Origin of the sequence: Bradyrhizobium sp. CCBAU 25338 (genome assembly GCF_028128965.1) — a bacterium.
In the GTDB taxonomy this organism is placed as follows: domain Bacteria; phylum Pseudomonadota; class Alphaproteobacteria; order Rhizobiales; family Xanthobacteraceae; genus Bradyrhizobium; species Bradyrhizobium liaoningense.
Genome location: NZ_LFKY01000038.1, coordinates 61,915 through 80,373 on the forward strand (window position 1 = coordinate 61,915; position 18,459 = coordinate 80,373).

Consider the following 18,459-nt stretch of genomic DNA (forward strand, 5'->3'; position numbering starts at 1 on the left):
TCTCCTTTTGCACTTCAGGGCACGAAAACCATGAACACGTAGACGGCAAATACCACCATATGGACCAGTCCGAACAGGACATTGGTCCTGCCCGTGCCGAAGGTCAGCATGCTCAGGAAGAAGGTCAGCAGCAAAAGCACGCTGCCCTGGGCGCTGAGGCCGAGCTCGAGCTCCTTGTCGAGCGCGTAGGTGGCGACGCCGACGGCGGGGATCGTCAGACCGATGGTCGCCAGCGACGAGCCGAGCGCAAGGTTGATGCTCTTCTGGAGATCGTTCCTGCGGGCCGCGGCGATCGCCGCGACGCCCTCGGGCATCAGGATCAGCAGCGCGACCAGAAGGCCGGCGAAGGCCGACGGCGCGCCGATCCTGGCGCCGACGGCATCGACCACCAGCGAGAATTTCTTCGCCAGCAGCACCACCGCCAGAAGCGAGACCAGGAGCAGCGCCACGGTGAGCGCGAGCGCCCCGGCCGACAGGTGCATCTCCCCGCCCTCGCCCTCGGCCCGTTCATGAACGAAGTAGTCCTTGTGCAGGACGGTCTGGGTGTAGAGAAACACCCCGTACAGCGCGAGCGTGACCACGTCGACGAAGCCGAGCTGAACCGCCGAATAGGCCGGCCCCGGCGTGGTCGTGGTGTAGTTCGGCAGGATCAGCGTGATGGTCGCGAGCGCGAACAGCACGCTGAGATAGACGTTGGCCCCCGAGAGCTGGAAGCCCTGCTCGCGATAGCGCAGGCCGCCGATGAAGATGCAGAGGCCGACGAGACCATTGCAGACGATCATGACCACGGCGAACACGGTGTCGCGGGCCAGGGCCGGGGCAGGCTTGTCGCCCAGCATGATCGTGGTGATCAGCGCCACCTCGATGATGGTCACCGAAAGCGTCAGCACCAGCGTGCCATAGGGTTCGCCGACCCGCTCCGCGATCACCTCGGCATGATGAACCGCGGCGAACACCGTGCCGAACAGGATGAACAGAAGGACGATGGCGAAGACGAGTCCGCCAAACGACAGCGTGAAAACATAATCCGTCGCGCTGACGGCTGCGAACAACAGCACGGCCAGCACCGGAAAGACCCAGGCCGACCGGGGCATCGAATTGTGCGCGCTCATCCACCGGCTCCAGTCCCAGCATGATCCGGAAAAGCGTGTTGCGGTTCTTCCGATAAGATCATGCGCAATCCCAAAAACCGAGCTGCGATGAAAATTCACCGCAACTCGGCCGAGCAGTAGCAAATCGGCCGGCAGATTCAATGCCAGTGCAGGATCGGGGCGACCGGCAGCAGCGTCAGCAGCAGGAACAGGGGGATCAGCACGATACCCGCGCGCAGGAGATAGCCGAAGAAGCTCGGCATCTCGATGCCGTTCTCGCTGGCGATGCTGCTCACCATGAAGTTCGGCGCGTTACCGATATAGGTGAGCGCCCCCATGTAGACGGCCCCCATCGAGATCGAGGCAAGCGTGCCCGAGAGCTCGTGCATCAGCACTTGCGGGTCGCCGCCGGCGAGCTCGAAGAACAACAAATAGGTCGGAGCATTGTCGAGGAACGCGGACATCAGGCCGGTGAACCAGAAATAGGCGACCTCGCGCGGCGCGCCGTCCGGCCCCGTCACGGCGGACAGCAGCCATGCGAACGCACCGTGATGGCCGGCATTGAGCATGGCAATGACCGGAATGATGGCGACGAAGATGCCGGCGAACAGCTTTGCGACCTCACGGATGGGCTCCCAGGTGAAGCCGTTGGCCTGCCTGTGCTCGTCCGGCGTCAGCCACACCGACAGCGCCGCAATGGCCAGCAGCGCCAGATTGCGGACGACGTCCTCGAGGTCCAGCTTGGTGCCGAGAATGTCGAAGGCTACGCCGGGCTTCCACATGGCCGAGGCCAGCAGGCTCGCGACGATGGCCGCGATCAGCACCAGATTGACGAGGCCGCGGATGCGGACCGGCTGCGCCGGGCCGGTGTCACCGAGCGGCTCGCTCCGGAAATGCCAGACGTCGACGGCGATGAAGATCGCGAGCAGCAGTCCGGCCACGATCGCGGTCTGCAACCAGAGGGCCCGCGTGGTCCAGAAGAAGTCGACGCCGTGCAGGAAGCCGACGAAGAGCGGGGGATCGCCGAGCGGGCTCAGCGCGCCGCCGACATTGGCCACCAGGATGATGAAGAAGATGACGACATGGGTGTTGTGGCGCCGCGGGCGGTTGGCGCGGATCAAGGGGCGGATCAGGATCATCGCGGCACCCGTGGTGCCGACGACGCTCGCCCCCAACGTGCCAAGCGCGAGGATGCCGGCATTGGTCGCCGGCGTCGCCTTGATGTCCCCGGTGATGAGGACGCCGCCGGCAACGACATAGAGCGAGAACAACAGCACGATGAAGCCGAGATATTCGGCGAGCACGGCGTGAACGAGCGCCGCCAGCGTCGCCATGCCGCCGGCAAAGATGACGAGCGAGGCGAGCGCCAGCAGCGACCAGGCCGCGGCGATCTTGCCGTAATGGTGGTGCCAGAATTTTGCGAACAGCAGCGGCCCCAGAGCGATCGACAGCAACAGGCCGGCAAAGGGCAGCGCATAGGGCCAGCGCATCGCCGCGCCGTCGAGCCCGGTCGCGGCCCACGCCTGATGCGGCAACAATGTCAGGATGGCGGCGAGGGCCTGGCTCCAGAGCCGCGTGACGAGCCGTTTAGGATCCAATGAATTGCCTTGCCTTTTCGACCGCACCGAAGGCGTCGAGATTGTCATGTCCGCCACCCGCAAAACGAACGAACTGCTTCGGTTCGTGCGCAAGCGCGAACAGACGCTCTCCGAACATGATCGAAATGGCAAGGTCGTTGGTGCCATGCATCACCAACAGCGGCACCTTGACGCGCGCGATCCGTTCGTCGGAACGAAACTGGTCGCGCATCAGAAGGCGAACCGGCACGAACCGGAATGCCAGTGCGGCGATGTCGACCGTCGAGGTAAAAGGCGCCTCCAGGATCAGCCTGCCGATCGGGTGTTCGGATGCGAGCGCAACCGCCACGCCCGACCCGAGCGAAAAGCCCCAGACGACGATTCGTTCCGCTCCATAGCGCGCAGTGGTGAAAGCATAGGCGGCTGCGGCATCGCGCAGCAGGCCCCGTTCGCTCGGTGCCCCGCTCGAGCCGGCATAGCCGCGATAGGACAGGGCGACGAGGCCGGTGCCGTCGGCGGTCATCGCCTTGAAACGGCTGACGCCGCCGGCGAGAAAATCGCCATTGCCGGGGAAGTACAGAATCACGGAATGACTTGGCTTGGCCGGCACGTGCCAGACGACGATTTTCTCGCCGTCCGACGTGGTCAGCACGTGCTCTTCCGCCTCGGGAAGGCCCGCGGCACCGGGAGCTGTGCGGCCGACGGGCGGGATCGGAAACAGCAGCTCGCGCTGCCGGACATACAGCACGAGGAGACCGGCGCAATAGACGGTCACCAGCGCAATGGCGATCCACTTGACGATGGTCATCATTGCACGGCCCGCCTCTCGATCGAGACTTACGGCTTGCGACGACTCCGCAGCAATTTCATGACATCGGGCCGAAGGCTCGCCGGAACATCGCGGCAGCCGCACGCCTGCTTATGAGCAGCGTGCCAGACGACGCGCTGCTCGCGCGTCGCTTTGGGGGGCATGGGATGGGACCGGTGCCATTCCTTGTTGATGGCCACGGTCCGCGCCTCGCGCTACATCGCCTTGACGATGTTCTCGGTGACCTTCTTGGCGTCGCCGAGCAGCATCATGGTGTTGTCCCGATAGAACAGCGGGTTGTCGATGCCCGCATAACCAGAAGCGAGCGAGCGCTTGATGAACATCACGGTGCCGGCCTTCCAGACCTGGAGCACCGGCATGCCGTAGATCGGCGAGGACTTGTCCTCTTCGGCAGCGGGGTTGGTGACGTCGTTGGCGCCGATCACGAAGGCGATGTCGGCCTGGGCGAATTCGGAGTTGATGTCCTCGAGCTCGAACACCTCGTCATAGGGCACGTTGGCCTCGGCGAGCAGCACGTTCATGTGGCCGGGCATGCGGCCGGCCACCGGGTGAATGGCGTATTTCACCTCGACGCCTTCCTTCTTCAGCATGTCCGCCATTTCGCGCAGCGCGTGCTGGGCCTGGGCCACCGCCATGCCGTAACCGGGCACGATGATGACCTTGGAAGCGTTCTTCATGATGAAGGCTGCGTCGTCCGCCGAGCCGAGCTTGGCCGGCTTCTGCTCGCCGGTTGCCCCACCGGCCGCGGCGGTCTCGCCGCCGAAGCCGCCGAGGATGACCGAGATGAAGGACCGGTTCATTGCGTGGCACATGATGTAGGACAGGATCGCGCCGGAGGAGCCGACCAGCGCGCCGGTGATGATCAGCGCGGAATTGCCGAGCGTGAATCCGATGCCGGCCGCGGCCCAGCCGGAATAGGAGTTCAGCATCGAGATCACGACCGGCATGTCGGCGCCGCCGATCGGGATGATCATGAGCACGCCGAGCGCCAGCGCGAGGATGACGATCATCCAGAAGTCGAACGCGCTGCCTGACAGCACGAGGCCGACGATGAAGAACACCAGCGCCAGGGCCAGCGCGATGTTGATGATGTGGCGGAACGGCAGGAGGATCGGCGCGCCGCTCATGCGTGCCGACAGCTTCAGGAACGCGATCACCGAGCCGGTGAAGGTCAGCGCGCCGATGGCGACGCCGAGCGACATCTCGACCAGGCTCTGCGGATGGATATTGCCGGGGGTCCCGATCCCGAAGGCCTCCGGCGCGTAGAACGCGCCGGCCGCGACCAGCACTGCGGCCATGCCGACCAGCGAGTGGAAGGCGGCGACCAGTTCCGGCATCGAGGTCATCGGCACGCGGCGGGCGATCACCGCGCCGACGCCGCCGCCGATCGCGACCGCGAGGATGACGAGGATCCACGCCACGCCGTCGGCCGGCGGATGGCTTGCGAGCGTGGTGGCGACCGCGATCGCCATGCCGATCATGCCGAACAGATTGCCCTGGCGCGACGATGCCGGGCTCGACAGCCCGCGCAGCGACAGGATGAACAGCACCCCCGCCACGAGATACAAGAATGCAGAGAGATTGGCGCTCATCTCAGGTCCCCATTGATCCCTTCAGCCCGAGGTGGCCGCTCACTTCGACTTCTTCTTGTACATCGCCAGCATGCGCTGGGTGACAAGGAAGCCGCCGAAAATGTTCACGCAGGCGAAGACGAGCGCGACGAAGCCGAAGCCGCGCGCCCAGCCCGAGCCGCTCGAAACCATGCCGACCCCCACCGCGAGCAGCGCGCCGACCACGATCACCGAGGAGATCGCGTTGGTGACGCTCATCAGCGGCGTATGCAGTGCCGGCGTCACCGACCAGACGACGAAATAGCCGACGAAGACGGCGAGGACGAAGATCGACAGCTGGAAGATGAAGGGGTCGACGAGCTGTGCTGCATGCTCCATGGCGGCTCTCCTTAAACCTTCGGCTGGAAGTTCGGATGGATCACGGCGCCGTCTTTCGTCAGCGCGGTGGCCTTGACCAGCTCGTCGTCCCAGTTGACGGCGAGCTTCTTCTCTTTCTTGTCGACCATGGTCTCGATGAAGGAGAACAGATTGCGGGCATAGAGGCTGGAAGCCGAAGCCGCGACGCGGCCGGCGACGTTGGTATAGCCGACGATCTTGATGCCATCGACATCAACGACCTCGCCCGGCTTCGCACCCTCGACATTGCCGCCGCGCTCGACGGCGAGATCGACCAGCACCGACCCCGGCTTCATCGATCTGACCATGTCGGCGCTGACGAGCTTCGGCGCCGGCCGGCCCGGAATCAGGGCGGTCGTTATCACGATGTCCTGCTTCTTGATGTGCTCGGCGGTGAGCGCGGCCTGCTTGGCCTGGTACTCCCTAGACATTTCCTTGGCGTAGCCGCCGGCGGTCTGTGCGTTCTTGAACTCCTCGTCCTCGACCGCGAGGAATTTCGCGCCGAGCGATTCGACCTGCTCCTTGGTGGCGGGACGCACGTCCGTGGCCGTGACGACGGCGCCGAGGCGGCGCGCGGTCGCGATCGCCTGGAGGCCGGCGACGCCGACGCCCATCACGAACACCTTGGCCGCAGGCACGGTGCCGGCGGCCGTCATCATCATCGGGAAGGCGCGGCCGAAGGCCTCGGCGCCCTCGATCACGGCGCGGTAGCCGGCGAGATTCGCCTGCGAGGACAGCACGTCCATCACCTGCGCGCGGGTGATGCGCGGCATAAGCTCCATGGCGAATGCGGAGATGCCGGCATCGGCCATTACTTTGAGCGCCGCGTCGTTGCCGTAGGGATCCATGATCGCGATGACGAGCGCGCCGCGCTGGTACTGCGCGAGCTCGGACGCCTCGGGGCGCTTCACCTTGATGATGATGTCCGCGTCCTTGAGAGCGTCGGCACTGACGGTGGCGCCAGCCGCGGTGAATTCGGAATCCGGCAGACCCGACTTGATACCGGCGCCCGGCTCGACGGCAACCTCGGCGCCCAGCGCTTTGAACTTCTTCACCGTGTCAGGCGAAGCGGCGACGCGCGGCTCCGACGGATCGATTTCCTTGGCAACGGCAATCTTCATGAGGCCTCCGGCGACGCGGGAAAAAGCGCGCACGCGAACTTAGCGTTACTCCCGCAACGTTGGATACCGGTTTTGGGACCGGCTTGAATGCAAATTTTATGGGCACCGACGACGCTGGCGGTGCGGCAGGCGATGGATCAGGTGAGGAAGATCGCCATCAGGATCACGATGAGCGCGACCGAGGCCGTGCCGTACTTCACCAGCTTGATGAAGCCCTCATAGGTCTGCTCGTGGGCAACGTAGTCATTGCCGTCGGCGGTGGTGTACGCCACTTCACTATGGTCAGCCATGGATGTCCCCAGTCGAAAGTCGAATTCTCGGGCTGGGATACCTTAAAGATTTGAACAGGGCAACGGCACCGGGGCGGGGTTTTCCCGCAAATCGGGTCATTTGGAATCCAAATTGTCGCGGATCCAGCGCGCGAGGCTCTCCTCGCTGACTTCGCCGGAAGCGAGCGACAGGATCATGGCTGCCGCTTCTGCCTCGGGCACAACGAAGTCGATGCCGTTCACGCCGAGAAACGTGTACAGCGCCAGCAGAGACGTGCGTTTATTGCCGTCGACGAACGGATGATTGCGCGCGATGCCGAAAGCGTATGCCGCCGCCAATTCAGGAAGATCGGCGCTCTCGTAAGACCATTTGTTTCTGGGCCGATCGAGCGCGGATTCGAGTATGCCTTCGTCTCGAAGATCGCTTGCACCGCCATGGGTCGCCAGCTGTTCGTCATGGATCGCAATGATGATCCGACGCGTCAGCCAGAACGGCTCGCTCATTTGGCAAGCTCGGCGAGAGCGTTGTGATAACGCTTCATACCTCGCCGCGCGACTTCCATCGCTTTTTCGAAGTCGGGATCACGCGGCGTCAGCAAGACACCACCGTCCGATTGCTCGACCGGAAACAGCTTGTCGCCCTCTTTGAGATTCAGACGAGCCGCGAGCTCCTTCGGCAAGATGACGCCGATCGAATTGCCTATCTTGCGCACCTGGAGCACGGTGGACTCGTTCTTCAGATCCTTGGGGTCCGCATTCTCGTTCATGGCCACACCTCGTTATACACTTGTATAACATGACCCCGAGCGATCGTTCAACAAATGTTTTACGGCTCTACCTCAGCCCATCGCCTCCAGCTCGTCGATCATCCCGGCGATGACGCTGAGCCCGCCGTCCCAGAATTTGGGATCCTTGGCGTCGAGCCCGAATGGGCGCAGCAGCTCGGAATAGTGTTTGGTGCCGCCGGCGGCGAGCATGTCGAGATAGCGCTCGGCAAAGCCTTCGGCCGCATTCTCGTAGACGGCGTAGAGCGAGTTCACGAGGCAGTCGCCGAAGGCATAGGCGTAGACGTAGAACGGCGAATGGATGAAATGCGGGATGTACATCCAATAGTTCTCGTAGCCCGCCTTGATCTCGATCGCAGGTCCTAAGCTCTCGCCCTGCACCGACAGCCAGATCTCGCCGAGCCGCGTCGCGGTGAGCTCGCCGTTCTTGCGCTCGGTGTGGACCGCGCGCTCGAAGGAATAGAATGCGATCTGCCGCACCACGGTGTTGATCATGTCCTCGACCTTGCCGGCGAGCAGCGCCTGGCGCTGTCTTGCATTCTTGGTCTGGACCAACAGCCGCTTGAACGTGAGCATTTCGCCGAACACGCTCGCGGTCTCCGCCAGCGTCAGCGGCGTCGGCGCCATCAACGCGCCGTTCTTCGCCGCCAGCACCTGGTGCACGCCATGGCCAAGTTCGTGCGCGAGCGTCATCACGTCGCGCGGCTTGCCCTGGTAGTTCATCAGCACGTAGGGATGCGCCGACGGCGTGGTCGGATGCGAGAACGCCCCCGGCACCTTGCCCGGCCGCACCGGCGCATCGATCCAGCGATCGGTGAAGAAGCGCTCGGCGATATCGGCCATCCTGGGCGAGAAGCCGCGATAGGCCGTCAGCACCATGCTTCGTGCCTCCGGCCAGGCAATGACGTCGGTGGCCGCAAACGGCAGCGGCGCGTTGCGGTCCCAATAGGCCAGCCGCTTCTTGCCGAACCACTTCGCCTTCAGCGCATAATAGCGATGCGACAGCTTCGGATAGGCCGCGCGCACCGAGGCGACCAGCGCATCCACCACCTCGCGCTCGACCCGGTTGTTGAGATGGCGGGAATCCGCGACGTCCTTGAAGCCGCGCCAGCGGTCGGAGATGTCCTTGTCCTTGGCCAGCGTGTTGGTGATCAGCGCAAAGGTGCGCTCGTTGGCCTTGAAGGTCTTCGCCAGGGCTTCCGCTGCGCTCTTGCGTTTGGCGCCGTCGCGGTCCTGCAGCAGATTGAGCGTCGGCTCGATCGCGAGCTCCTTGGATCCGACCTTGAAGCGCAGGCCGGAGATGGTCTGGTCGAACAGCCGGTTGAAGGCGGAATAGCCGGTCTGCGCCTTCTCCAGAAAGAGCTGCTCGAGCTTGTCGTCGAGCTGATACGGCTTCTCCTTGCGCAAGTCTTCGATCCAGGGACGGTAGTAGGCGAGCTCGGCGGCCTGCATCGCGCGGTTCAAAATATCGTCATCGATCCGATTGAGCTCGAGCGCGAAGAACAGAAGATGCGTCGACGCCGCCGTCAGGCGCTCGGACACGTCGCCGTAAAACTTTGAAATCGCAGGGTCCACGCTGTCGCCGGCATGGACGAGACCGGCATAGGAGCCGAGACGGCCGGCGAGATCGTCGATCGCCTCATAGCGTCGCACGGCTTCAGCGAGCCATTTTCCGCCATCTTCGTTTGCTGTCCCTGTTGCCAGCTTGCCCTTGTAGTCCGTCTCGAAGGCGACGCAGTCGGCATCCAACTTTTCGAGATCGCGCGCCACTTCCGGCGCGTCGATCCCGGAATAGAGATCGGCGAGGTTCCACTCCGGAAGCTTGCCGGTCTTGCTCGCAGCCTTTGCAAGTGAAGGCTTGGCGAGCGAAGGTTTGGCGAGTGAAGGTTTGGCGGGCGAAGGCTCGGAGGATTTTTTCTTGGCGGCGGATTTCTTGGTGGCTGGCTTGCGGAGTGCAGATTTTGCGAGTGCGGTCTTGGAGCGCGAAGTCATTGTGTGGAAAACCTGTGTTCAACAATCGCGACGGCGGGCGGGGGCATCAAGGCTTAAGCATGCGTTAATCGGCTTCGGCCAGAGTGCCCCGATTCGAGACAGATAGTAGTAGCGTGCGGGGAACACCATGGCTGCCAGTATTTTGATCGCCGACGACGACGCTGTAGCCCGCCGGCTGGTCGAGAACATGGTGCAGAAATGCGGCTATGAGACGGTCGTCGTGGACTCCGGGGACGCCGCAATTGCTACCCTCACCGCCCCCGATGCACCGGCCATCGACGCCGTCATCCTCGATCTCGTGATGCCCGGCCTCGACGGCATGGGCGTACTTGCGAAAATCCGCGAAGCCGGCCTGAGCATCCCCGTCATCGTGCAGACCGCCCATGGCGGCATCGACAACGTGATCTCGGCGATGCGCGCGGGCGCGGCCGATTTCGTCGTCAAGCCGGTCGGCGTGGAGCGGCTCCAGGTCTCCTTGCGCAACGCGCTCAACACGTCCGCGCTCAAGGGCGAATTGCAGCGCATCCGTCACAGCCGTGAGGGCCGGCTGACTTTCTCCGACATCATCACGCGCGCTGAGGCAATGACCCCGGTGATGCGAGCCGCGCAGAAGGCGGCGAATTCCGCGATCCCCGTGCTGATCGAGGGCGAGTCCGGCGTCGGCAAGGAAATGTTCGCGCGCGCCATCCATGGCAGCGGCGAGCGCAAGGCCAAGCCGTTCGTCGCGGTCAATTGCGGCGCGATTCCCGACAACCTCGTCGAGTCCATCCTGTTCGGCCACGAGAAGGGCGCCTTCACCGGCGCCACCGAGCGGCATATGGGCAAGTTTGTCGAGGCTCATGGCGGCACGCTGTTTCTGGACGAGGTCAGCGAGCTGCCGCTGACCGCGCAGGTGAAGCTGCTGCGCGCGCTCCAGGAAGGTGCCGTGGAGGCCGTCGGCGGCCGCAAGCCGGTCAAGGTCGACGTCCGCATCATCTCGGCAACCAATCGCAAGCTGCTGGAGCGGGTGAAGCAGGGACATTTCCGGGAAGACCTGTTCTATCGCCTGCACGTGCTGCCGCTGACGATCCCCTCGCTGCGTGCCCGGCGCGAGGACATCCCGCATCTGCTCAGGCATTTCCTGGCGCGCTTTGCCGCCGAGGAAAACCGCCCGATCACCGGCATCAGCGGCGAGGCGGTCGCGCATCTGGCCCAGCTCGACTGGCCCGGCAACATCCGCCAGCTCGAAAACGCGGTCTACCGCGCCGTGGTGATGAGCGACGGCGACCAGCTCGACATTGCCGATTTCCCCCTGCTCGCCTCGCAGCCGCATCCCGTCACGGATATTCCGACCGCTCCGCTGATGCTCGAGCCGGCGGCGATGCCTTCGGTGGTTTCGGGTAACGAAATACCGATCGCGCCACTCCCCGCCGTGGGAACTCTCGCCATGCTCACCGCGACCGGTGATGTCCGCGCCCTGGAGGACATGGAGAACGAGATCATCCGCTTCGCGATCTCGCATTATCGCGGCCAGATGTCTGAAGTGGCTCGCCGCCTCAAGATCGGCCGGTCAACGCTCTACCGCAAACTCGACGAGGCCGGGGTTCCCGGACATGGCGGCAAAAGCGGCGAGGAGACGCACTGAGCCGGGGCGCGAACGGAGGTTTGCGCGACAGCTGTAAGCCGTTCGCATGACGACAGAATTCGACTGTGATTTGAACCGTGACCTGGAAGTGACAGACAGAGGGAAAACCGCGTGGCAGAAGCGCACCATCCGTTGCCAAGAGGCTGCCTTGAAGTCAGTTTGTCGTGAGTTGTCCCGGGTAGCGCTGGCCGCAGAATCGGGGCCTGTATATCGTCTGCGTAAGAATCGTTGCGTGCAGGCGTGCAACTTTCGAGAGGCCGGCGCGGTTTAGCCGAAGCTCATCAATAGGCGATAACGAAGCTGTTTCACGAGGGGACAGCTCACCCGAGGGGTGCGACACAATGCGTGACTGTTTGAACCACCGTGCGGGCTTTGACCGTGTCTTGATGACGGTCGCAGCGACCTTCCTCGCGGTGTCCGCCAGCTCGGCGCTGGCGCAGGACCAGGCGCGCAGCAGCGCCGCCGAACTCGCGATCGAAGCTGCGATCCCGCGCCCCGAGCCGGCAAACGTCCCGCCCCCCACCGCAGCCGACATCAAGCTCGACACCACCGCCACGGTGCAGGATCCCACCAAGGAAATCGCGAAGGAGTCCGTCAAGGCGCACGCCGCGCCTGCGCCGGACAAGGTCGAGACCAGGCCGTCCGACGTCGCCACCACGCCGGCGCCCGAAGCGCCGAAGAGCGAGACTGCGAACACCGAGCCTGCAAAGGCTGACACCGCGACCGTCACGCCGGCGGCACCTGCTGCAGCGGCTCCCGCCGCCGAGCCGGTGAAGGCCGCGAGCAACGTGCCCGCCGCCGACCAGCCGGTCGCGGACAAGCTCAAGGACATCATCGGCGCCAAGACCTCGCGCTATTTCGACCGCAAGAACGAGCGCGCGGCGATCGAGAGGTTTTACGGCGCACGCGATTTCGCGCCGGTCTGGACGCAAGGCGGCAACCCGACCGCTGCGGCGAAGGGCGTGATCGCGCGGCTGAAGGACGCGGCCTCCGACGGCCTCAATCCCGCCGACTATCCGTTGCCGGATTTCGCCGCCGCCACGACGCCCGATGCGCTGGCGGATGCCGAGCTCAAGCTCACCGCCAGCATGTTCGACTACGCGCGCCATGCCCAGAGCGGCCGCATGCATTGGTCGCAGGTCAGCGGCGACATTCTCTATCCCGAGCATCCGGTCGACCCCAACGAGGTGCTCGCCAAGGTCACGACGGCGGCGGATGCTTCCGCAGCGCTCGACAGTTACAACCCGCCGCACAAGCTCTACAAAGAGCTGAAAGCCAAGCTCGCCGAGCTGCGCGGCCAGGGCAACGGCCCGGTGATCGAGATCGCCGACGGCCCGGCGCTGAAATACACCCCGGCCAGCAAGAAGCACGCTGAAATCGTCGTCGAAGATCCGCGCGTGCCGCAGCTCCGCACCAAGCTCGGCCTCGCCGAGAACGCCAGCGACACCCGCTACGACGCGGCGGTCGCCGAGGCCGTGCGCAAATTCCAGAGCAGCGCCGAGATGAAGCCGACCGGCATCCTCGACGACAAGACGGTCAAGGCGCTCAACACCCCCAAGCGCGACAAGCAGATCGACGTGGTGGTGGTGAACATGGAGCGCTGGCGCTGGCTGCCGCGCGACCTCGGCGCGCCTTCGCTCGGTGATGCCTATGTCATCCTCAACATTCCCGACTTCACGCTGAAGGTGATGCAGCGCGGCCAGCAGGTCTGGACCACCCGCGTCGTCACCGGCAAGCCCGGCCAGCACGCCACCCCGCTGCTCACCGAGACGATGAAATACATCACCGTCAATCCGACCTGGAATGTGCCGCCGTCGATCGTCTACAACGAATACCTGCCGGCGCTGCAGCAGGATCCGACCGTGCTTCAGCGCATGGGCCTCAAGCTCGAGCAGAACCGCGACGGCTCGGTGCACATCTCGCAGCCGCCCGGCGAAGCCAACGCGCTCGGCCGCGTCCGCTTCAACTTCCCGAACAAGTTCCTGGTCTATCAGCACGACACGCCGGACAAGCATTTGTTCGCCAGGGACGAACGCGCATTCAGCCATGGCTGCATGCGCGTGCAGAATCCGGATCAATACGCCTCCGTGCTGCTCAACATCACCATGCCGAACGAGAAGTACACGCCGGAGCGCGTGCGCAGCATGTACGGCAAGAGCGAGATCGATCTGAAATTCCCGACCCCGATCCCGGTCAACATCACCTATCAGACTGCGTTCGTGGATGACGCCGGCAAGCTGCAATTCCGCAAGGACATCTACGGCCGCGATGCGACCATGATCAACATCCTGAAGAACAGCCGCGGCAAGGACCTGGAGAGCGTCGTCGCCCACTCCCAGCCGAGCTATTCGCGGCCGGCGACGACGTTGCCCTCCGGCGTGGCGGTGGCCAACAATGGCGGTGGCTTCGGTTCGTCCGGCCCGAACTTTTTCGAGCGGCTGTTCGGGGCGGCTCCCACCCCGCCGCCGGCTCCGGTCGGCCGCCGCCCGCAGCAGCAGCGGGTGTTTACCCGCTGAGCCCGGCTCGGCGCCTCATTTCCGAAAATACCGCAATGATATCAGCGACCCCGTCCCCCTGGATGGGGTCGCTTAACGTTAACCATCGTCAACCTGGGCCTGGGCAGCGGGCTTTTTTTGGCCACAGTCAACCGCTTAGGATTGTATTCTGACTTGGTTTGGGGGCGGGAAGGTCAACCTCGAATTAACCTTCTTGCTTTAAGAAAGCGTTCATCCTCTTCGCGCTGCTAACGGGGTTGGCGGGAGAGTCCATTTTGAACGCTCGTCGACTGGGTGGGCTCATACGTGCTGACTGGTCTCGCACGCAAATTCGTTGTGCTGTCGTTGTCCCATGCGGGGGTGAAGGCCGGATCCCGGATCGGCCTCGCCTCCGTGTTGCTGCTTGCCGCCGCAGGCTCGGTTCACGACGCCGCGGCGCTGAACGAGACCAAGACGCTCTCCTTCCACCACACGCATTCCGGCGAAGACATCACCGTCACTTTCAAGCGCGACGGCCGCTATGACGAGGCCGCGCTGAAGCAGCTCAACCATTTCCTGCGCGACTGGCGCACCCAGGATGAAACGGTCATGGACCGTCGCCTCTTCGACATCCTCTGGGAAGTCTATCGCGACGTCGACGGCAAGCAGCCGATCCAGATCATCTCCTCCTATCGCTCCCCCGCCACCAACGCCATGCTCCGACGTCGCTCCTCCGGCGTGGCGCGCTCCAGCCAGCACATGCTGGGACATGCGATGGACTTCTACATCCCGGGCGTGCCGCTGGAGCAGATCCGTTTCGCCGGCCTGCGCCTACAGCGCGGCGGCGTCGGTTTCTATCCGACCTCCGGCTCGCCCTTCGTGCATCTGGACACCGGCAGCGTCCGGCACTGGCCGCGCATGACGCATGACCAGCTCGCCCGCGTCTTCCCGGACGGCAAGACAGTGCATCTGCCGACCGACGGCGTTCCGCTGAAGAACTATGAGCTGGCAAAGGCCGAGATCGAGCGGCGCGGCAGCGGCGACGACGCCGGCAGCAAGCCGAATTTCTTCGCCGCCTTGTTCAGGAGCAAGCCGGCTCCCGCCGCGAGCAGCGACGAGGACGACGAGGGCGCGCCCGCAACGGCCGCGAAGCCGTCCGCGCCGACCGTGGTCGCAGCCGCCGCCAGGCCCGCCGAGCCGGTGCCGACGCCGCGCGCAAAGCCGCAGATCGCCGCAACCCTCCAGCTCGCCTCGGCCGATGCGCAGGTCGTTGCGCCGGCCAAGCCGAAACCCGCGCCCGTGGCTGACAAGCCGGCGACCGGCAAGTCTGTTGAGGGCAAGCTGGAGACCCCGGCCGACATCATCAATGCCCGCGGCTTCTGGGATGATGTCCCGGCCGCGCCGCAGCAGGCGACGCCGGCTCAGGTCGCAGCGTTGAAGGCGCGTCAGGCGCTGGCCGCCGCCACCGAGCCGCAAGCAACCGCGAGCGTGTCCAACGCAGCCTTCCAGGCACTGGCTTACGCGCCGGCCGCCTCCCCGGTTGACCGCGCCAATGTCGTCGCAGCCTCCGCGCCGATCCCGCGCACCGCCCGCACCGCTGCTGCCTCCCGCAGCGTGGCTCAGGCGACGGAGATCAACATGGTGGTCGGCAAGAGCATCGACGGCAGGATCGCCACCGCCACCCGCCTCTCCGCGGCCGGCGAAAGCATCTGGCTCAAGATCGTGATGCTGTCGCCGAGCGCCAGCCGCGCGATGTCGGTGACGCTGATGGGCGAGCTCGACACGGTTGCGCTGCGTGCCTATTTCGTCAAGCCGCGATCCGTGATTGCGATGGGTTTTGCCGACGATCCCATGCATGGCCTGTCCTGCGAGAATTTTTCAGGCAGCGCGACCGCAAAGCTCGAGACGACGTCCTTCGTCGTGCGCACCGCCGCGCTGCGCTGAACCCCGGGTCCGACAAGGCTCTTTCTGCTCTCCCTCGCTCGGATCGATCAAGCCGGAAGGCCAGCCGCGATGAGGCCGGACTCGTGGCGCTGCCGGTCGAGTTCGCGCTTGTAGTGCAGCGTCGCAAGATGAACTGCCACCGAGAAACCTGGTTCGCGCTTCAGGACCTCCGCGGCGTGAGCGCCGGCCGCGATCGCATTCTTCATCTGCGCGAACGTCGCCGCCAGGAACGCATGATGGGTATAGTCGGGTCGTGTGATCCTTGAAAACGCCTCCGCGGCCTCGGCGTATTTCTCCGCGCAATAGTAGGCGCGGCCCAGGTGGCTCCAGAAGCGCTCGGGATGATAGGGGTTGAGACGCATCGCTTTCCTGATCCAGTCGATGCCCTCCTCCGGCAGACCCAGCCAGGTCAGGAGCTCCCCCTGTTGCACGACCACCAGGTCGTAATTCGGGTTGAGGGCGAGCGCACGCTCCTGATGATAGGTGGCCTTCTCGTAGTCGTGACGCGTCAGATTGAGTGCGGCGAGAATCCGGTGCACGTCCGCGTCATTGTCATCGAGTGCCAGCGCGATCTCGAGTTCCGAAGCCACCTGCTCGAAGGTCGCCTCGCGGTCGGCGCACCAGCCATAGATCCAGCACTGGCCGAGCACGCATGCCATCCAGGCATGAGCGTGGGCATAGTTCGGATCCATCGCCAGCGCGCGGTTGAGCAGCGTCTGCGCCTGGGCGTTGTCGTCCCGGTTTGACCGGTGATGCAGGAGCTTTGCAGCCAGCACGCATTCGTAAGCGGGCATGTTGTCGGTCGGCTTGCGCTTGGTGCGGTCGTGCGTTGCGGCTTCTACCCGGCCGGGCAAAGTCGCCACGATCGCGCGGGTCATCTCGTCCTGGATGGCAAAGATGTCCTGGAGCTCGCGGTCGTAGCGTTCGGCCCAGATATGGCGATCGGTCTCTGCATCGATCAGCTGCACGGTGACGCGAACGCGCTCCCCGGCCTTCCGCACGCTGCCTTCGATGACGTAGTCGACTCCGAATTCGCGGCCGATGTCCTGAACCTTTACGGCCTTGCCCTTGTAGACGAACGTTGAGTTGCGGGAGATGACAAGCAGATCGTGAAAGCGTGAAAGCTCGGTGATGATGTCCTCGGTGAGACCGTCCGCGAAGAACTCCTGCTCCGGATCGCCACTCATATTGGCGAATGGCAGCACGGCGATGGACGGCTTCTTCGAGACACCCGGTGGCGTCAGCGCAGTGTTCGACCCGTCGAGCAGGCCTGCAGGCCCCTCCACCAGCCGAATGCGGAAGACGCGGATCGGGCGAGCGATGTTCTTGACGCTCTGTTCACCGAGATCATCGAACTGAACCCCGTCCAGCCGGTCGCCGACCTGATCGCGCACGGCGCCTGAAGCGCAGATTCCTCCAGGCTCGGCCAGCGCCTCCAGCCGCGCCGCGACGTTGACGCCATCGCCGAAAATGTCGTTCTGATCGACGATGACATCGCCCAGATTGATGCCGATGCGGAATTGTATCCACCGCGGCGGCGGGACGTCGGCATTGCGCCGCGCCATCCGGCGCTGAACCTCGACGGCACAGAGCACGGCATCGACGACGCTGTGGAATTCGGCCAGCATGCCGTCGCCGGTCGTCTTGATGATTCGGCCGCGGTTCTTGGCAATGGCTGGATCGATCAGTTCGACCCGATGGGTCTTGAGGCGCGCGAGAGTGCCGGCCTCGTCGACCTCCATGAGCCGGCTAAAACCGACCATGTCGGCGGCGAGGACCGCGGCGAGCCTGCGCTCTGGTCCCGGCACATCCATCGCTCGGTCCCTTCACCGAGCACTCTAGCAGACGCAGAGGTTCTGCCCAAGCGTGTTGCGCGGCAACACCCCGGGCGATGCGTCTCAGATCATCCCCAGCGCCTGCATGTAGGTCTCGAGAATGGTCTCGGCCTCGGCGCGCTCGTTGGGGTCCTGCTTGCGCAGGCGCACGATGGTGCGCAGCGCCTTGACGTCGTAGCCGTTACCCTTGCTTTCGGCATAGACGTCGCGGATGTCGTCGGAGATCGCCTTCTTCTCTTCCTCCAGCCGCTCGATGCGCTCGATGATGGACTTGAGCTGGTCCTTGGCAAATTTCGTCGCGGGCTCGTCGTCGCGGACGGCGGCGGAGGTGGCCATCTTGTACTCCCAATGGAACTGGCAAAACGAGGTGACGCCGGCATCCCTCACCGCGCGTGCTGGGTAGACCCTTAGGGTTGGGGCCAGCTGCATTCAAGCAAGCATCGCGCTCGTCCACAGCGCGCCCACACCTTCCTGCGCCGAGGCGAAGAAAGCTGTTGTCTGGGTGCGACTCGGGCGATGGAGGTCGGGCCGCTCAATGCCCGTGGGGATGGACCTTCTTCATCGTCTCAAGCTGCTCGGGCGTGGCCGTGCCCTGGTACTTCGCCTTCCAGGTCTCGTAGGGCATGCCGTAGACGGCCTCCCGGCTCTCGTCCTTGCTCAAGGGCACGCCCTGGGCGTCCGCGGCGTCCTTGAGCCAGTTGGACAGGCAGTTGCGGCAGAAGCCCGCCAGATTCATCAGATCGATGTTCTGGACGTCCGTCCGTGTCTTCAAATGGTCGACCAGGCGCCGGAAAGCCGCCGCCTCGAGCTCCGTTCTGGTTTTGTCGTCGATTGCCATGGCTGTATTCCTTAAGGGCCCGTGCCGATGGAGGTCACCCTTACGGGATCAGGTGGGTCCTGTCACAGATTTTGCCATATCGCGGCGCAAACGGGCCAAAGCCCGGCTTCGGG

General features: G+C 64.4%; 16 protein-coding genes. 3 read left to right on the forward strand and 13 right to left on the reverse strand.

Annotated elements, in window-relative coordinates; all coding sequences use genetic code 11:
- Positions 1-14: 14 nt before the first annotated feature.
- From ACM42_RS20495 to ACM42_RS20540, 10 genes are all read right to left on the reverse strand, one after another.
- Positions 15-1,112, reverse strand: a complete 1,098-nt coding sequence (locus ACM42_RS20495) for a calcium:proton antiporter (RefSeq protein ID WP_271529632.1) — start codon at positions 1,110-1,112, stop codon at positions 15-17.
- Positions 1,113-1,249: 137 nt separating this feature from the next.
- Entirely contained in the window at positions 1,250-2,737 is a 1,488-nt protein-coding gene (locus ACM42_RS20500) for a sodium:proton antiporter (protein ID WP_370119920.1), read from the reverse strand.
- Positions 2,679-3,476 (reverse strand): alpha/beta hydrolase, encoded by a 798-nt coding sequence (locus ACM42_RS20505; protein WP_271529900.1) that lies wholly within the window; start codon positions 3,474-3,476, stop codon positions 2,679-2,681. Before ACM42_RS20505 ends, ACM42_RS20500 begins: the two co-directional genes overlap by 59 nt.
- Before the next feature lie 215 nt (positions 3,477-3,691).
- Positions 3,692-5,089, reverse strand: a complete 1,398-nt coding sequence (locus ACM42_RS20510) for an NAD(P)(+) transhydrogenase (Re/Si-specific) subunit beta (RefSeq protein ID WP_239627079.1) — start codon at positions 5,087-5,089, stop codon at positions 3,692-3,694.
- Positions 5,090-5,128: 39 nt separating this feature from the next.
- Positions 5,129-5,446: a proton-translocating transhydrogenase family protein gene (locus tag ACM42_RS20515; protein ID WP_061024947.1), complete on the reverse strand. Its 318-nt coding sequence runs from the start codon at positions 5,444-5,446 to the stop codon at positions 5,129-5,131.
- A gap of 11 nt (positions 5,447-5,457) precedes the next feature.
- On the reverse strand, positions 5,458-6,585 hold the full coding sequence (locus ACM42_RS20520; protein ID WP_271529634.1) for a Re/Si-specific NAD(P)(+) transhydrogenase subunit alpha: 1,128 nt from the start codon (positions 6,583-6,585) through the stop codon (positions 5,458-5,460).
- A 137-nt stretch (positions 6,586-6,722) separates the two neighbouring features.
- Positions 6,723-6,875 carry an aa3-type cytochrome c oxidase subunit IV gene (locus ACM42_RS20525; RefSeq protein ID WP_008136857.1) on the reverse strand — a complete coding sequence of 51 codons (153 nt, stop codon included), beginning with the start codon at positions 6,873-6,875 and terminating at the stop codon, positions 6,723-6,725.
- Positions 6,876-6,971: 96 nt separating this feature from the next.
- Positions 6,972-7,358, reverse strand: a complete 387-nt coding sequence (locus ACM42_RS20530; protein ID WP_271529635.1) for a type II toxin-antitoxin system death-on-curing family toxin — start codon at positions 7,356-7,358, stop codon at positions 6,972-6,974.
- Positions 7,355-7,621, reverse strand: coding sequence for an AbrB/MazE/SpoVT family DNA-binding domain-containing protein (locus tag ACM42_RS20535; RefSeq protein ID WP_050994984.1), 267 nt, complete (start codon positions 7,619-7,621; stop codon positions 7,355-7,357). The genes ACM42_RS20530 and ACM42_RS20535 overlap by 4 nt, the downstream gene beginning before the upstream one ends.
- A gap of 72 nt (positions 7,622-7,693) precedes the next feature.
- On the reverse strand, positions 7,694-9,631 hold the full coding sequence (locus tag ACM42_RS20540; protein WP_271529636.1) for a M3 family oligoendopeptidase: 1,938 nt from the start codon (positions 9,629-9,631) through the stop codon (positions 7,694-7,696).
- A gap of 127 nt (positions 9,632-9,758) precedes the next feature.
- Here ACM42_RS20540 and ACM42_RS20545 point away from each other — a divergent pair, with 127 nt between their 5' ends.
- The 3 genes from ACM42_RS20545 to ACM42_RS20555 all read left to right on the forward strand — a co-directional run bounded on the left by ACM42_RS20545 (position 9,759) and on the right by ACM42_RS20555 (position 15,673).
- Complete coding sequence (locus tag ACM42_RS20545; protein ID WP_271529637.1) at positions 9,759-11,255, forward strand: sigma-54-dependent transcriptional regulator; 1,497 nt, start codon at positions 9,759-9,761, stop codon at positions 11,253-11,255.
- Between the two features lie 341 nt (positions 11,256-11,596).
- Entirely contained in the window at positions 11,597-13,771 is a 2,175-nt protein-coding gene (locus ACM42_RS20550; RefSeq protein ID WP_271529639.1) for a L,D-transpeptidase family protein, read from the forward strand.
- 285 nt (positions 13,772-14,056) lie between these two features.
- Entirely contained in the window at positions 14,057-15,673 is a 1,617-nt protein-coding gene (locus tag ACM42_RS20555) for a DUF882 domain-containing protein (protein ID WP_271529640.1), read from the forward strand.
- A gap of 47 nt (positions 15,674-15,720) precedes the next feature.
- Here ACM42_RS20555 and ACM42_RS20560 read toward each other — a convergent pair whose 3' ends face one another.
- The 3 genes from ACM42_RS20560 to ACM42_RS20570 form a co-directional block, all read right to left on the reverse strand.
- Positions 15,721-17,487, reverse strand: coding sequence for an adenylate/guanylate cyclase domain-containing protein (locus ACM42_RS20560; RefSeq protein WP_271529641.1), 1,767 nt, complete (start codon positions 17,485-17,487; stop codon positions 15,721-15,723).
- A gap of 84 nt (positions 17,488-17,571) precedes the next feature.
- Positions 17,572-17,844: a DUF2312 domain-containing protein gene (locus ACM42_RS20565; RefSeq protein WP_008546273.1), complete on the reverse strand. Its 273-nt coding sequence runs from the start codon at positions 17,842-17,844 to the stop codon at positions 17,572-17,574.
- 196 nt (positions 17,845-18,040) lie between these two features.
- Positions 18,041-18,346 (reverse strand): DUF1244 domain-containing protein, encoded by a 306-nt coding sequence (locus tag ACM42_RS20570; protein WP_194389820.1) that lies wholly within the window; start codon positions 18,344-18,346, stop codon positions 18,041-18,043.
- Positions 18,347-18,459 lie beyond the last annotated feature (113 nt).

What these genes read in the sequence shown, in the direction of transcription:
- ACM42_RS20495 (WP_271529632.1), bottom strand. Translation starts at nt 1,112, where the DNA reads ATGAGCGCGCACAATTCGATGCCCCGGTCGGCCTGGGTCTTTCCGGTG.
- ACM42_RS20500 (WP_370119920.1), bottom strand. Translation starts at nt 2,737, where the DNA reads ATGACAATCTCGACGCCTTCGGTGCGGTCGAAAAGGCAAGGCAATTCA.
- ACM42_RS20505 (WP_271529900.1), bottom strand. Translation starts at nt 3,476, where the DNA reads ATGACCATCGTCAAGTGGATCGCCATTGCGCTGGTGACCGTCTATTGC.
- ACM42_RS20510 (WP_239627079.1), bottom strand. Translation starts at nt 5,089, where the DNA reads ATGAGCGCCAATCTCTCTGCATTCTTGTATCTCGTGGCGGGGGTGCTG.
- ACM42_RS20515 (WP_061024947.1), bottom strand. Translation starts at nt 5,446, where the DNA reads ATGGAGCATGCAGCACAGCTCGTCGACCCCTTCATCTTCCAGCTGTCG.
- ACM42_RS20520 (WP_271529634.1), bottom strand. Translation starts at nt 6,585, where the DNA reads ATGAAGATTGCCGTTGCCAAGGAAATCGATCCGTCGGAGCCGCGCGTC.
- ACM42_RS20525 (WP_008136857.1), bottom strand. Translation starts at nt 6,875, where the DNA reads ATGGCTGACCATAGTGAAGTGGCGTACACCACCGCCGACGGCAATGAC.
- ACM42_RS20530 (WP_271529635.1), bottom strand. Translation starts at nt 7,358, where the DNA reads ATGAGCGAGCCGTTCTGGCTGACGCGTCGGATCATCATTGCGATCCAT.
- ACM42_RS20535 (WP_050994984.1), bottom strand. Translation starts at nt 7,621, where the DNA reads ATGAACGAGAATGCGGACCCCAAGGATCTGAAGAACGAGTCCACCGTG.
- ACM42_RS20540 (WP_271529636.1), bottom strand. Translation starts at nt 9,631, where the DNA reads ATGACTTCGCGCTCCAAGACCGCACTCGCAAAATCTGCACTCCGCAAG.
- ACM42_RS20545 (WP_271529637.1), top strand. Translation starts at nt 9,759, where the DNA reads ATGGCTGCCAGTATTTTGATCGCCGACGACGACGCTGTAGCCCGCCGG.
- ACM42_RS20550 (WP_271529639.1), top strand. Translation starts at nt 11,597, where the DNA reads ATGCGTGACTGTTTGAACCACCGTGCGGGCTTTGACCGTGTCTTGATG.
- ACM42_RS20560 (WP_271529641.1), bottom strand. Translation starts at nt 17,487, where the DNA reads ATGGATGTGCCGGGACCAGAGCGCAGGCTCGCCGCGGTCCTCGCCGCC.
- ACM42_RS20565 (WP_008546273.1), bottom strand. Translation starts at nt 17,844, where the DNA reads ATGGCCACCTCCGCCGCCGTCCGCGACGACGAGCCCGCGACGAAATTT.
- ACM42_RS20570 (WP_194389820.1), bottom strand. Translation starts at nt 18,346, where the DNA reads ATGGCAATCGACGACAAAACCAGAACGGAGCTCGAGGCGGCGGCTTTC.